This is a genomic window from Streptomyces sp. NPDC043867 (assembly GCF_056435845.1).
In genome coordinates, this window is record NZ_JBWKDS010000009.1 from 20553 (window position 1) to 34064 (window position 13512).

General features: G+C 69.5%; 14 protein-coding genes and 1 pseudogene. 8 read left to right on the forward strand and 7 right to left on the reverse strand.

Going from position 1 to position 13512, the window contains the following annotated elements:
* Nucleotides 1-198: 198 nt before the first annotated feature.
* A complete protein-coding gene (locus AC069T_RS11260; RefSeq protein WP_478782493.1) occupies nucleotides 199-1788 on the forward strand; it encodes a YibE/F family protein in 1590 nt (529 codons plus the stop codon).
* Nucleotides 1789-1831: 43 nt separating this feature from the next.
* Here AC069T_RS11260 and AC069T_RS11265 read toward each other — a convergent pair whose 3' ends face one another.
* From AC069T_RS11265 to AC069T_RS11280, 4 genes are all read right to left on the reverse strand, one after another.
* Nucleotides 1832-2269 (reverse strand): SsgA family sporulation/cell division regulator, encoded by a 438-nt coding sequence (locus AC069T_RS11265; protein WP_478782494.1) that lies wholly within the window; start codon nucleotides 2267-2269, stop codon nucleotides 1832-1834.
* 99 nt (nucleotides 2270-2368) lie between these two features.
* On the reverse strand, nucleotides 2369-3094 hold the full coding sequence (locus AC069T_RS11270) for an IclR family transcriptional regulator (protein ID WP_478782649.1): 726 nt from the start codon (nucleotides 3092-3094) through the stop codon (nucleotides 2369-2371).
* 368 nt (nucleotides 3095-3462) lie between these two features.
* Nucleotides 3463-3675, reverse strand: a complete 213-nt coding sequence (locus AC069T_RS11275; RefSeq protein WP_478782495.1) for a DUF5326 family protein — start codon at nucleotides 3673-3675, stop codon at nucleotides 3463-3465.
* Between the two features lie 195 nt (nucleotides 3676-3870).
* Nucleotides 3871-4188: a cupin domain-containing protein gene (locus AC069T_RS11280; protein ID WP_358852274.1), complete on the reverse strand. Its 318-nt coding sequence runs from the start codon at nucleotides 4186-4188 to the stop codon at nucleotides 3871-3873.
* 81 nt (nucleotides 4189-4269) lie between these two features.
* Here AC069T_RS11280 and AC069T_RS11285 point away from each other — a divergent pair, with 81 nt between their 5' ends.
* The 4 genes from AC069T_RS11285 to AC069T_RS11300 all read left to right on the forward strand — a co-directional run bounded on the left by AC069T_RS11285 (nucleotide 4270) and on the right by AC069T_RS11300 (nucleotide 7686).
* Complete coding sequence (locus AC069T_RS11285; RefSeq protein ID WP_478782496.1) at nucleotides 4270-4650, forward strand: phage holin family protein; 381 nt, start codon at nucleotides 4270-4272, stop codon at nucleotides 4648-4650.
* A gap of 146 nt (nucleotides 4651-4796) precedes the next feature.
* Nucleotides 4797-5942, forward strand: coding sequence for a cystathionine gamma-lyase (locus AC069T_RS11290; protein ID WP_478782497.1), 1146 nt, complete (start codon nucleotides 4797-4799; stop codon nucleotides 5940-5942).
* Nucleotides 5943-6185: 243 nt separating this feature from the next.
* On the forward strand, nucleotides 6186-7091 hold the full coding sequence (locus AC069T_RS11295; protein ID WP_478782498.1) for a LysR family transcriptional regulator: 906 nt from the start codon (nucleotides 6186-6188) through the stop codon (nucleotides 7089-7091).
* Nucleotides 7092-7203: 112 nt separating this feature from the next.
* The gene (locus AC069T_RS11300) at nucleotides 7204-7686 is read left to right on the forward strand and encodes an NUDIX hydrolase (protein ID WP_358852271.1); all 483 of its coding nucleotides are present in this window, start codon (nucleotides 7204-7206) and stop codon (nucleotides 7684-7686) included.
* A gap of 33 nt (nucleotides 7687-7719) precedes the next feature.
* On the opposite strand, the gene AC069T_RS11305 is transcribed toward AC069T_RS11300, so the two are convergent.
* Nucleotides 7720-9315, reverse strand: coding sequence for a globin domain-containing protein (locus AC069T_RS11305; RefSeq protein WP_478782499.1), 1596 nt, complete (start codon nucleotides 9313-9315; stop codon nucleotides 7720-7722).
* Nucleotides 9316-9861: 546 nt separating this feature from the next.
* On the opposite strand from AC069T_RS11305, the gene AC069T_RS11310 reads away from it, so the two are divergent.
* Nucleotides 9862-10728, forward strand: coding sequence for a GNAT family N-acetyltransferase (locus AC069T_RS11310; protein ID WP_478782500.1), 867 nt, complete (start codon nucleotides 9862-9864; stop codon nucleotides 10726-10728).
* 65 nt (nucleotides 10729-10793) lie between these two features.
* Here AC069T_RS11310 and AC069T_RS11315 read toward each other — a convergent pair.
* Both AC069T_RS11315 and AC069T_RS11320 read right to left on the reverse strand, forming a co-directional pair.
* Nucleotides 10794-11003, reverse strand: a pseudogene (locus tag AC069T_RS11315) (GlcG/HbpS family heme-binding protein); the annotation flags it as partial.
* Nucleotides 11004-11053: 50 nt separating this feature from the next.
* Nucleotides 11054-12262, reverse strand: coding sequence for an MFS transporter (locus AC069T_RS11320; protein ID WP_478782501.1), 1209 nt, complete (start codon nucleotides 12260-12262; stop codon nucleotides 11054-11056).
* A gap of 143 nt (nucleotides 12263-12405) precedes the next feature.
* Between AC069T_RS11320 and AC069T_RS11325 the strand changes: the two genes are divergently transcribed.
* Both AC069T_RS11325 and AC069T_RS11330 read left to right on the forward strand, forming a co-directional pair.
* Nucleotides 12406-12864 (forward strand): MarR family winged helix-turn-helix transcriptional regulator, encoded by a 459-nt coding sequence (locus AC069T_RS11325; RefSeq protein ID WP_478782502.1) that lies wholly within the window; start codon nucleotides 12406-12408, stop codon nucleotides 12862-12864.
* A gap of 61 nt (nucleotides 12865-12925) precedes the next feature.
* Entirely contained in the window at nucleotides 12926-13378 is a 453-nt protein-coding gene (locus tag AC069T_RS11330) for a GNAT family N-acetyltransferase (RefSeq protein WP_478782503.1), read from the forward strand.
* The last annotated feature ends 134 nt before the right edge of the window (nucleotides 13379-13512 follow it).

The window sequence follows — 13512 nt, forward strand, 5'->3', positions numbered from 1 at the left end:
ATTACCCGGTAACAGGTTCAGCGGTCGACGCAGCGATGTCCGTCCGCCGATGTTTCATGTGAAACATCGCTGAGACGAAGGTCAGCGCCCTCTCAGCCCGGTGCTCCGAGCTCCCGCGTGTGCAAAGGTGCCTCCACGCTAGCGTCATATCTGGCGCGGTGAACAGAGGGCCCCCTGCGTTCTTGCGATGATCGGTCGGTGACCACGACGCAGCAGCCCCCGTTCCCACCGTCCGAGCCGCCGCACGGGCACGGCGCGGGCCCAGGAGCCAATCGCGGCCCTGGACACGCACCCGGACACGGACACGGGCCCGGTTCCGGTCCCGGTTCCGGTCCCGGTTCCGGTCCCGGTGACAGTTCCCGAAGCGGACGGGTGGGTGGCGGAAGCGGCCCGACATCAGGCGGCGGCAGGGGTCCGGACGGCGGGGGCGGTCCGGACGGGGGAGGCAACGACGGGCCGGGCCACGGAGGCGGTCACGGCGGCGGCGGGCACGGTCACTCGCACAGCCACGGACCCGCCGCCCCGGTCTCCCGGCATCTGCGCAAGGTCATCGCCGCGGTGCTGATCCCCTTCGCGGCCGCGGTCGTGGTGGGTCTTGTGGTGCTGTGGCCGGGCGGCGCGCCCTCGCACGAGCGCACGGGCGTCGGTTTCGACCGGCAGTCCCAGGAAGCCACGGTCACCAGGGTCGACAAGGTGGACTGCAAGTCCGTCAACGCCTCGGGAGACACCCCGACCGGTGACACCTCCACCGCCGAGGGCTCCTCCGCGCAGCAGCAGGCGACGGGCGACTGCAAGAAGGCGACGATCAGGATCGACACCGGCAAGGACAAGGGCCGCACGTTCACCGAGATCGTCCAGCCGGACCAGTCACGGCAGTTGCACCAGGGCGAGAAGGTCGTCGTCGCGTACGAACCCTCCGCGCCCGCGAACCTGCAGTACTCGGTCACCGACGTGAACCGCAAGTTCCCCATGGCGTTGCTCGCCGGGATCTTCGCGCTGGCCGTCGTGGTGGTGGGTCGGCTGCGCGGACTCATGGCGCTGGTCGCGCTGGCCGTGAGCTTTCTCATCCTGACGTCCTTCATCCTGCCCGCGATTCTGCAGGGCTCGAATCCGCTGGTCGTGGCGGTGGTCGGAGCCAGCGCGATCATGTTGATCGCGCTCTACATGTGTCACGGCCTGTCGGCCCGCACCTCGGTCGCGGTGCTCGGCACGCTGCTCTCGCTGCTGCTGATCGGCGTACTCGGTTCGGGATTCATCGACTGGGCCGCACTGACCGGCAACGTGGACGACAACACGGGCCTGATCCACGGTCTGTATCCGTCCATCGACATGAGCGGTCTGCTGCTCGCGGGCGTCATCATCGGCTCGCTCGGTGTGCTCGACGATGTGACGGTCACCCAGACCTCCGCCGTCTGGGAGCTGCACCAGGCGGACCCGACCCTGGGCTGGCGTGGGCTGTACCGGGCGGGCATCCGGATCGGCCGCGACCACATCGCCTCCGTCGTCAACACCCTGGTACTGGCGTACGCGGGCGCGGCCCTGCCCCTGTTGCTGCTCTTCTCGATCGCTCAGAGCAGCGTCGGTACGGTGGCCAACAGCGAGCTGGTGGCCGAGGAGATCGTGCGCACCCTGGTCGGCTCGATCGGTCTGGTGGCCTCGGTTCCGGTGACCACCGCGCTGGCCGCTCTGGTGGTGTCCGCGGACCGCAAGGAGGCCGCGGGGGCCGCGGCACCCACCGGTGTCAAAACCCCGGCGCGTAGCGGGAAGGGCCGGCGCCGCAAGCACTGAGGGGTGAGGAAGCCGTACATCCCCTCGGAAGGGCCCGGCGGCTTCAGCCCGCGCTCTGCTCCTCCGCCAGGATGCGGTCGAGGGCCTCGTCGAGATGGGTGTCGAAGTCGGCGAGGGAACACTCCTGCCCCAGGGGCACCAGCTTGTCCGTACGGTCGAGAAAGGCCACGAGTGGGGCGGCGCCCGACCGGAACAGCGCGTGGTCGCAGCCGACCTGAAGCCGGATCAGCACCTCGCCGAACGCCTCGGGGTCGGCCGGGGCGATGTGCACATCTCCGTCACCGCACGGCCGCCCCACGCCGTCGATCAGGAGCTCCCGCCCGAACGCCCAGGTCACCGGGGCATCACCCGGCAGATGAAAGGTCAGCCGCACAGCGAAGGGATCACTGGTCTCGTAGCGGAGCTCCACCGGAATGCGGAACGAGAGCTCCTCCGAGACGAGAAAGCTCATCATGACCTCTGCCTGCACCGACTCACGCATCGTCAACCCCGTCATTTGCCGCCGACTCGCCAGGAATCATCCTCCTGACACCGCTGGCATCTTGCTCACCGTACACGGCATATCACAAGGAGTGAGTTTTCAGATGCTGATAGAGATCGTCAGCGCCCCCAGCATCCGGCCGATCTCGGCCTGGAGTTGCCGGGCCGCCGGCAGCAGCCGCTCGACCTGATGAAAGGGCAGGGAAATGGCCACGGTCCCGGCGGTTGCCCCGGCGGTGATGGGGAGTGCCGCACATACCGTCCCCAGGGCGTATTCCTGCCGCTCGACGATCGGTTCCATCCGCCCCGTCCTTTCCAGGCGGCGCAGCAAGGTGCGTTCGTCACGCACCGTGTTCGGAGTGAGGGACTGCACCGGGTAGCGGTCGAGGTGGTCCCGCCGCGCCTGCCCGTCCAGTTGGGACAGCAGGCACTGGCCGATCGCGTGGGCGTGCCCGGTCTCCCGGAAGTCCGCCCACTCCTCGACCGCCGGGCTGCCCGGGGTGTCGGCGACGGACACGACCTCGATCTCACCGTCGCGGTAGACGGCGTAGTAGACGGGTACGCCGAGGGTTTCGCTCCACCGGGCCAGCGCGTCGTTCACCGTGCTGCGACGTTTCTGCTGGGCTCCGCTGCTGCTCAGCCGCTCGGCCGCCTCGCCGAGGTGGAAGAGCCCCTTCTCGCGGCGCAGATAACCCTCGTGCACCAGCGTGCGCAGCAGGTGGTACGCCGTGGGAAGCGCGAGCCCCGCCTCGCGGGCGAGCTGTTTGGCGGGGGCTCCGCTCTCCCGTGCGGCCACGGCCTCCAGCAGCCGCATCGCGCGCTGCACGGAACCGATGAGGGTCGTGGAGTGCGGTTCCGGGGACGCGGCCTCGGTGGGCGACGTCCGCGGCTGGACGGGCGGGACCCGCGTCCCCGCCGAGACGTTCGACCGCTGGACGGGTGGAGCGGGTGATTCTGCGGGTGCGGTGTCAACCGTGGCCAAGGGTCACTCCCGGAGCGCGAGGAGGGCCGCCCGTGCGGGGGGACACGGGAGGGGTGTGCGCCGCCCGCGGGGGTCGACCCCGCGTCGAATCCGGACTTTAACCGCCTGCCACCACTCACCGGCCGCCCTGGCGGGAAACTTCCCCCTGCCGAGGGAACCTCAGCTTCTGGTGACCCGCTCCCCGTTACCGACGCGGGAGACTCGGTTCGGCGTCACCAGTCGCTGCGCGACGAGGAACTCGACATGAACTTCCGTACGACATAGATCAGTCCGCCCACCAGCGCGACGAAGACCAACACCTTGAAGAGCAGCCAGATCACCACGCTGACGACGCTGACTATCACGCCGCCGAACACGACCAGGGCGATGACCGGCACCGCGATCCACTTCACCCACCACGGCATACTGCTGAAGATCTCTCGCATCGCCCCGTCCTTGCCTCTCCGCCCCGTCGCCCCGGGTCCGGGGCAGTGATTCCGGGTTCTTCGCGTTCCGGAATCACCGACTTCCGGCATCTCCGACGTCCTGCCTTCGATGCTAGGGCCGGGAAGGGGCCCGGCGGGGGCCCGGCGCCCCTTGTCCGCCCCTGATCGGTCCCCTAGGGAACCCTGAGGCGGAACTCAGCTCTCGGGCGGAGAGAACACCACCAGAACCCGCAGGTCCTCGGTGATGTGGTGGAACTTGTGGGCCACCCCCGCGGGGACGTAGACGACACTGCCGCGCCCGACCTGGGTCGTCTCCAGGCCGACCGTGATCGAGGCGCGCCCGCTGACGACGAGGTACACCTCGTCCTGCTGATGGGGCTTCTGCGGATCCACTTCGCCCGCGTCGAGCGCGTACAGGCCCGCGGACATGTTCCGCTCGCGCAGGAACTGCAGATACGCGCCGTCGTTGGCGGCGCGCTCCGCCTCCAGTTCGTCCAGCCGGAATGCCTTCATCGACCTCGTCCGCTCCTGTGCGCAGCCGGCCGCCGTCACGGCCGTACTGATGAATCGATCTCTTCTGCCACGATCAGACACATGAAGAATTTCGTAGTCAAGACGATCGCCAACGCGGGCGCCCTGGCCGTCGCCGTATGGCTGCTCGACAAGATCACCCTGACCGGTGACAGCACCGGCAGGAAAGCCGGCACTCTGATCCTGGTCGCGCTGGTTTTCGGCCTGGTGAACGTCCTGGTCAAGCCGGTCGTCAAAGTCCTGACGTTCCCGCTCTTCATCCTCACCCTCGGCCTGATCACCCTCGTGGTCAACGCCCTGATGCTGCTGCTGACCTCGTGGCTGGCCGACAAGCTCGACCTCGGTTTCCACGTCGACGGGTTCTGGACGGCCGTGCTGGGCGGTCTGATCATCTCGGTGGTGTCCTGGGCACTGAACGTCGTCCTGCCCGACAGCGAGGACTGAGTGCCCGTCGGGCGGCGGCGTATGCGGACGCCACCGATCCGTATGACGGACGTATGAACTGCTTCGAGGGATGCCCTGAGAGGGTGGAGGCGGCGAGCAGCGGAACTGCCCGCCTCGACAGACCGGCACGTGAAGGGACGGGCAGCATGACATCCGGGGATTTCGGTACGGAGACCGGTGACGGCACGCGCGCGGTGCGGGCCGGACTGCCCGAACCCGTCAAGTACGAGCCGACCCTCCCGGGGCCCGTCTTCGCGGCGCACTTCCATCTGCCGGGCGACCCCACGGGCCCGTACACCTACGGCCGGGACGAGAACCCGACCTGGACGCTCCTGGAGCGCGCGATCGGCGAGCTCGAGGCACCCTCGCGGAGTGATGTCACCACGCTCGCCTTCCCGTCGGGCATGGCCGCCATTTCGGCGGTCCTCTTCTCCCAGCTGGCCGCCGGCGACGTCGTGGTCCTTCCGGACGACGGTTACCAGGTGCTGCCCCTGGTGCGCGAGCAGCTGACCGCCTACGGCATCGAGGTGCGCACCGCGCCGACCGCAGGCGACGCGCAGCTCGACGTTCTCGACGGAGCGAAGCTGCTGTGGATCGAGACCCCCTCGAACCCGGGGCTCGACGTCTGCGACGTGCGGCGGCTCGTCGCGGCCGCTCACGCACAGGGGACCCTCGTCGCCGTCGACAACACCCTGGCGACCCCTCTCGGCCAGCGACCGCTGGAACTGGGCGCCGACTTCTCCGTGGCCAGCGGCACCAAGATGCTCACCGGGCACGGCGATGTCCTGCTCGGCTACGTCAGCGGGCGCGACGCCGAGCTGATGGTCCCCGTGCGCCGCTGGCGCAAGATCGTGGGGGCGATTCCCGGCCCCATGGAGGCCTGGCTGGCGCACCGCTCGCTCGCCACGCTCCAGTTGCGTGCCGACCGGCAGAACGCCAACGCCCTCATGATCGCCGAGGCGCTGCGCGGCCGCTCCGAGGTGAGCGGGCTGCGCTATCCCGGGCTGTCCGACGACCCCTCGCACAAGATCGCCTCGCAGCAGATGCGGCGCTTCGGATGCGTGGTGTCCTTCACGCTGCCCACGCGTGCGCGTGCCGATCGTTTTCTGGGCGCGCTGCGGCTCGTGGACGAAGCGACCAGCTTCGGCGGGGTGCGGTCCACGGCGGAGCGGCGCGGCCGGTGGGGCGGGGACGCGGTGCCGGAGGGCTTCATCCGTTTCTCGGCCGGCGCAGAGGACCCGCAGGACCTCGTGGCGGACGTGCTGCGCGCGCTCGACGAGTCGGCGCAGTGACCGCCTCCTGAGCAGCCGGCCGGTCCGCTGGTGCGCGGGACGACGGCGAAGGTTTTCCGCTCCGCGCGCAAGACGGTCCGAGCCTCCCCCTCGTGGCTCGGACCGTCACGGCTCTGCGCGCGAAGAACCGTTCGAGGAAGGCTAGTTGACTTGGTGTCAGTGTCCAATCACGGTAGCGACAGAGACCTATCGACTTATTTATAGTTGGGGTCCGCGCGGGGGTGCTGGGAGGGGAGGGGCAGGATGGATCTGGCCCTGCTGCGCACCTTCGTGACCGTGCACCGGGCCGGCTCCTTCACTCGCGCCGCCGCGCTCCTGGGCCTCTCGCAACCCGCCGTGACCTCTCAGATCCGCACCCTGGAGAGCCAGTTGGGGCGGCCCCTTTTCCTGCGCCAGGCCCGCGGAGTGACTCCCACGACGATGGGCGACGAGCTCGCCCACAAGGCCGCCCCGCATCTGGACGCCCTGGTGGAGATCGCCGAGAGCGGCCTCGACGAGGAATCGCCCCGGCGCACACTCCATCTCGCCGGGCCTCCGGAGTTCACCGCGGAACGGGCCCTGCCCGCCCTGACGGCGCTCACCGGCGACGACGGCCAGGGTTTGGCGCTGCGCGCCTCCTTCGGAAACGCCGAGCAGGCACTCGAGGGACTCGCCGCCGGACATCATGATCTGGCCATCACGACGGCCCGGCCCCGTGGTGCCCTGCTCACCGCGACTCCGCTCTGCGACGAGGAACACGTCCTGGTCGCCGCTCCACGCTGGGCCGCCCGCATCGGTGCCGGAAAGCTCCGCCGCAAGGGTTCATGCGCCTTGGAAGGCCTCCCCGTGGTCGAGGTGCACGAGTCGCTGCCGCTCGTCACCCGCTACTGGGCCTCCGTCTTCGACTCCCGCCCCGCCGCCTCGGGCACGGTCGTCGTGCCCGACCTGCGCGCCGTCCTCGCCTGTGCGGCAGCGGGTGCGGGCCTCGCGGTGCTGCCGCGCTATCTGTGCGCTGCGGCACTGGGCGCCGGTGACGTCGTGGCGCTGTTCGATCCGGCGGTACCACCGCTGCGGACGTACTTCCTGGTGGTACGCACCGGAACTCTGGCCATGCCGCACATCGCGCGGGCGTACGAGTGGCTGCTGCGCGCCGCTGGGGAGTGGAACTGAGGGGCGAGGCCGGCTCGGCCCTCCCGTCGACAGGCGACGGCGTGAGAGCCCTTCTGGCGCTCCCGCAGCGTCGCGATGTTTCACGTGGAACCAGCCGGGCCACATTCCTCCCATGACCGTCCGACCCGTGGTCAAGCGCACCGCCCGCGCCATCCTGCTCGATGGCGACGACCTCATTCTGATCAAACGGACCAAGCCCGGTGTCGATCCCTACTGGCTCACCCCCGGTGGCGGGGTCGAGCCGGAGGACACGACCGTCGTCGACGCACTCCACCGGGAGCTCCACGAGGAACTCGGCGCCAAGATCATCGACGTGGTGCCCTGCTTCGTGGACACCGTCGAGCACATCGGGGAGGACGGGGGCGCGACCGGCGTGAAGGTGCAGCACTTCTTCGTCTGCCACCTCGAGTCCATGGATCCCGCTCAGCGGCACGGGCCGGAGGTGGACGACCCGTGCGGCGAGTACGAGATCGTGCGGATCCCCTTCACCCGGGTCGGCATCGCCTCCGTGCACCTCGTCCCGCTGTCCCTGCGGCACTACCTCGACGCCAACATCGAGGGTGTGCGGGCGATGCACGCGCCGGATCTGGGCTGACGTTCGTACGGGCTGCGCCCTCGGTACTCGGCCTCAGGAGCCCGCCGAGACCAGTTCCTCCACCGAGTCGTGCCTGATGCGGTTCGACGGGATGCCGATGTCCCTCAGCGCGTCCACCCCGCTGCGGATCATGCCTGGGGGGCCGGCGAGGTAGGCGTCGTATTCGTTCCACGGCCCGTACTCGCGTACGGCATCGGGGAGCTGCAGGTGCGCCTGCTGGTCGACGATCGGACGCACCGACAGCCAGGGATGGCTCTGCTGGAGCCGCAGCATCGTGTCGATGTCATACAGGTCGTGCCCCGTACGAGCGCCGTAGAAGACCTCCACGGGGCGCCGCTCGCCGTGCTCGGCGACATCCTCGACCAGGGCCTTGATGGGGGCTATGCCGGTGCCGCCGCCCAGGCAGAGCAGCCCGCTCTCCGTGGTGTGGTCGACGGTCATCGTGCCGGCCGGCGGGCCGAGCCGGACGATGTCGCCGGGCCGGGCGCGGTGGACCAGCGCGTTGGACACCCAGCCCGCCGGGACCGCTTTCACGTGGAACGACAGCAGCCCGTCGGAGCGCGGTGCCGAGGCGAACGAGTAGTGCCGCCAGATCCGCGGCCACCAGGGCGTCTCCATGCTTGCGTACTGACCGGCGAGGAAGGGGTAGGGCTGGTCCGGGCGCACGGTGAGCACGGCGATGTCCGGGGTCCGCAGTTCGTGCGACACGACTTCCGCGTGCCACCAGGCCGGAGCACGCAGCTCGTCGGCGGCCGCCGCGTCGATCATGACCTGGGAGATCGTCGTGTACGCCCGCACCCAGGCCGCCTCGGTCTGCTCGTCCCAGACCGAGGAGGCGTACCGGCTCAGCGAACCGATGAGGCACTCGCCGACGGCCGGGTAGTGCTCGGGACGCGTGCCGTACTTGCGGTGGCCCCGGCCGAGGTTCTGCAAATACGCAACAAGGACGTCGGTGTTGTCGATGTGCTCGGCCGCGGTGAGCAGGGCCCTGAGCAACCGGTCCCGCTGTGTGTCCATCGCCGCCGGGAAGAGCGACCGCAGATCGGGGTGGCGCACGAAGAGCAGCGCGTAGAAGTACGAGGTGACCTTGTCGGCGACCGGGCCGATCTCCGCCATGGTCCGCTGGATCAGCACCGCGTCGGGGGAAGCGGACGCCACGGGCCCAGGACGCTCCGCGGGCTCGGGCGGTTCGGGAACCGGGGCATACGGGCGAGGGGTGTGCCGTTCGGTCTCTGCGGAGTCGGCCGCCGGGCGGGTGGCTCCATGCGTGGGCTCGGACCGCGGAACCCCGGCAGGGACAGGGCCGGACCGGCGCGTCTCTACGGATGGGGCAGGGGCGGGCCGGGGTGCCTCGCCGGGCGCAGCGGCCGCGGGTGTCACCTCGGCAGGGGGTACGACGGACGGCGTCTCCCCTATTCGTTCCGGCCCCGCCGCACTCTCGCCGGGCACGGACCTGCCGCGCGGCCTCATGCCCGCCAGACGGCTGCCCTCGGGCGCGTGCGTCTCCCCGGTGGGGGACTCGGGCTTGGTGCGCGGTGTGAACCAACCGCCTCCGCCGTCGCCGCCGGGTGCGCCGTTGTCGGCCGGCGTTGTGGTCGGAGCGTCCATGGTGTGCCTCGCCTCGAACATCTTTCGGTCGGTCTGCGCACCTCCTCGGGGGAGATGCCTGCTTTCCCCCGCAGACGGTGCCCTTTGCATCCCCGTTCAGTCCCGTCGGTCAATGCGGCCACATTCAAGCCGGATTACTGCCCCTTACGGACAAGTAAGACAAGAGTGTGACATTGGCCGCACCACCCTCCCGCAGCGTCCCATCGTCGACCGGCGGTCGTCCTCATAACGAAAAGCGCGGTCTTCGATCTCTCCGTCCCGTTACGCTGCCTCGGTCTGTACTCGCGATCGGAAGTTCCGTCCCCCGCCCGCACGCGAATCGGAGTCGACCCTACCGGCCGACGGCACGCGCACAAGTCTTCCCCTGCTCGATCCCGAATTCGGTGGTCCAGCCGTCAATTCCGCAATTCCCTTCGACGGACGGGCGGATCCTTTGGTTGACGTGCGGTGTTTCACGTGAAACATCGACTCCGCGCCGGTGCGGCCTTGCGTGAACTGGCCAAAAGAACAGTCGTGTCCGTGCAAACCGGTGGACGTCATGGGTGCCTGTCGTACAGCCTGACCTGCGTGTCGACACCTTCCCTCGCTGCTCTGCCCATCCGCCGTCTGACGCTCCGTGATCTCACTGCTTGCGCCGACCTGTCCGAGAACCGCGGATGGCCCCGCGAAGAACACAAATGGGGTTTCCTGCTGACGGCGGGAACCGGATACGGCATCGACGATCCCCTGGGCGGGCTCGTCGCCGCTTGTGTCGTCACCGGGTACGGACCACGGGACCGCCCCGACCTGAGCGCGATCGGCATGGTGCTCGTCGCCGACCGGTACGCGCGCCAGGGTGTCGGCCGCCGGTTGATGCGCCATGTCGTCGCAGAAATGGGCCCCACGCCCCTGACGCTCCACGCGACCCCCTACGGCCGGCCTCTCTACGAGGAGCTGGGCTTCAAGACCACCGGTCGGGCCGAGATGGTCTGGGGCCACTTCGTCCTGGACGGGGAGGCGCCGCAGGTCACCACGCGCCCCGCGACCGCCGAGGATCTCCCCGCCCTCCTGCGGTTGGACGAAGAGGTCTTCGGCTGCGACCGCACCCCCGTGATCACCCGGCTGCCGGCCTTCGCGGATCAGCTGCGCGTCGCCGAGGAGAAGGGCCGCATCACCGGCTACGCGGCCGCCTGGCCGAACATGGAGACCCACGTCGTGGGTCCGCTGATCGCCCGGGACACGGAGACGGCCAAGGCGCTCATCGCCTCACTGGCGGCGCACACGGACCGTCCCCTGCGCACCGACATCGACGTCCGCCACGGTGAACTCCTGAACTGGGCCAAGGACCACGGCCTGGAGCCCGTCGCCTTCAACGCGGTCATGACGTACGGGATCCCGGAACTGCCCGGTGACTGGACGCGGCGCTTCGCCCCGTTGACCGTGGCGGCGGGCTGAGGGGGCAACATCGAAGGAGCCGGTCCCACAGCACGGGGACCGGCTCCTGCACTAGCGGGCCCGAGTCACGCAAGGGCCTCCACGGCCGCGGTGGCGAAACCGTGGTCCTGCTCGGGTGGTCCACCGCCGACCCCGATCGCACCGATCAGCCGGCCGTCACGGTGGACCGGTACCCCGCCCGCGATGAACAGCAGCGGACGGTCGAGCGCGGTGGGCAGGGTGTGGAAGGGGCCGCCGGGCTGGACCGCGTCGACGAGGTCGGCGGTGGCGGTGTCCCGAGCCGGAAGGCGGGGACAGCCCCGGTTGCGCAGCCGGCAGAGCCGGGTCAGTGGTGGACGGCGGCGCGCCGCTCGGCGGGCACGGCCCTCGCGGGCACCGTGCTGCCTGCCCCGGCCCGGCGCTCCAGGGCGGCCGAGACCACGGCCAGAACCAGGGCAGCCGCGGCGAGGACGGCCCCCACCCAGTTCGGGGCGGTGTAACCGAGGCCCGCCGCGATGACGATGCCGCCGAGCCAGGCGGACAGGGCGTTGCCCAGATTGAAGGCACCGATGTTCACGGCGGAGGCGAGCGTCGGAGCGCCGTGGGCCTGGTCGAGGACGCGCTTCTGCAGCGGTGGCACGGTCGCGAAGCCGAGCGCGCCGATCAACGCGATCGTGACGGCCGCGAGGATCTTGTTGTGCGCGGTGAGCGTGAAGAGCGCGAGCACCAGTGCGAGGCCGCCCAGGGACACGTACAGCATCGGCATCAGGGCACGGTCGGCGAATTTGCCGCCGACGAGGTTGCCGCCGACCATGCCGAGACCGAAGAGGACCAGGAGCCACGTGACGGAGCCCTCGGCGAATCCCGCGACGTGCGTCATCATCGGCGCGATGTAGGTGATGGCGGCGAAGACGCCTCCGAAACCGAGGACGGTCATCGCCATGGCGAGCAGCACCTGCACGTTCTTGAACGCGGCCAGTTCGTCCCGGAGGTGGACGCCCTCCGGCTTCGGCATGTCGGGCACCAGCCTCGCGATACCGAGGAATCCGATCACGCCGAGCACGGCCACTCCGGCGAAGGTGACGCGCCAGCCGGCGGACTGCCCGATCAGGGTGCCGAACGGGACACCGACCACGTTGGCGATGGTGAGCCCGCTGAACATCATGGCGATGGCACCGGCCTTCTTCTCCGGGGCGACCAGCTCCGCGGCAACCACCGAACCGATGCCGAAGAAGGCTCCGTGGACCAAGGAGGCGACAACGCGGCCCACGAGCATCAGGCCGAAGGCCGGGGCGACGGCCGAGAGCAGGTTGCCGAGGACGAACAGCCCCATCAGCAGCATCAGCATCCGCTTGCGGGACACCTTCGTGCCCAGCGCGGTCATGATCGGGGCGCCGATCACGACACCGAGCGCGTAGCCGGTCACCAGAAGCCCGGCCGTGGGGATGGAGACACCGAAGTCGTCCGCGACCTGGGGCAGTACGCCCATGATCACGAATTCTGTGGTGCCGATTCCGAAGGCCCCGATCGCGAGGGCCAGAAGCGCGAGAGGCATGGGTGGATGCACCTTCCCAGACGATTGCAGGAGCGCTTTGCGTGCGCCCACAATAGTTGCACACGCGGGCTACATGCAAACGACGTCTATTGCATCTGTGCTCTATCCTGGGTTCAGCCGCTCCAGGACGGAGGAAACACGCCATGACAGCGACGGACCCCGCACTCACCGCCCTAGCCCAGGGCTGGTGCGCCCTTTCCCTGTTGCACGGCAGGATCGAGGCGCACATCGAGCGCGCCCTGCAGGCCAGGCACGACCTGAGCGTGCGGGAGTACTCCCTGCTCGACGTGCTCAGCCGGCAGCACGACGGCGAGGGCGGCCACCTGCAGATGAAGCAGGTCGCCGATGCGGTCGTTCTCAGCCAGAGCGCTACCACCCGACTGGTCACCCGGCTCGAGGACCGCGGGCTCCTGTCCCGCTACCTGTGCCCGACCGACCGCCGCGGCATCTACACGAACGTCAGCGAGGCAGGGCTCAACCTGCTGGAAGCGGCACGTCCCACCAATGACGCCGCCCTGCGTGAGGCACTCGACGCCGCGGCGGAGGTTCCCGAGTTGGTCCCACTGGTCCGGGTCGTGGAGTCCGTGAGCGTGCCGGCGTAGCTACGGCCTCCTGCGGCAGCCCTGCCCACAGGCGACGGCCACGCCTGCGTAGGGTGCCGTCATGGGAGATCTTGAGATTCGACCCGCAGTCGCAGCCGATGTCCTGGCCGTCGTCGCCATGCTCGCGGATGATCCGCTGGGAGCCCAGCGGGAGTCGCCCGACGATCTGACGCCGTACCTCGCCGCGCTGGAACGCCTCAGCGGTGATCCGAACCAGCATCTGATGGTGGCCGTGCGCGAGGACCGGGTCGTCGGCACCCTGCAGCTCACGGTCGTTCCCGGCCTCTCCCGCAAGGGAGCGACCCGCTCGATCATCGAGGGCGTACGCGTCCACGCCGACGAGCGCGGCAGCGGTCTCGGAACGCAGCTCATCGAGTGGGCGATCGACGAATCCAGGCGGCAGCGCTGCCAGTTGGTCCAGCTCACCTCCGACGTGACCCGCACCGACGCGCACCGCTTCTACGAGCGGCTCGGCTTCACCGCATCACACGTCGGTTTCAAGCTCCCGCTCTGAGCGCGATGGCCGTTTCTGCGTGCGGGGGGGGGTGGTTTTCCGTGGGAAAGAAAGCCGGCCCCCGAGAGGCCTCGCCAATCCCCCTCAACGCCCCCCAGTCTACACCCACCCCTACCCAGGGACACCCCTCGTGC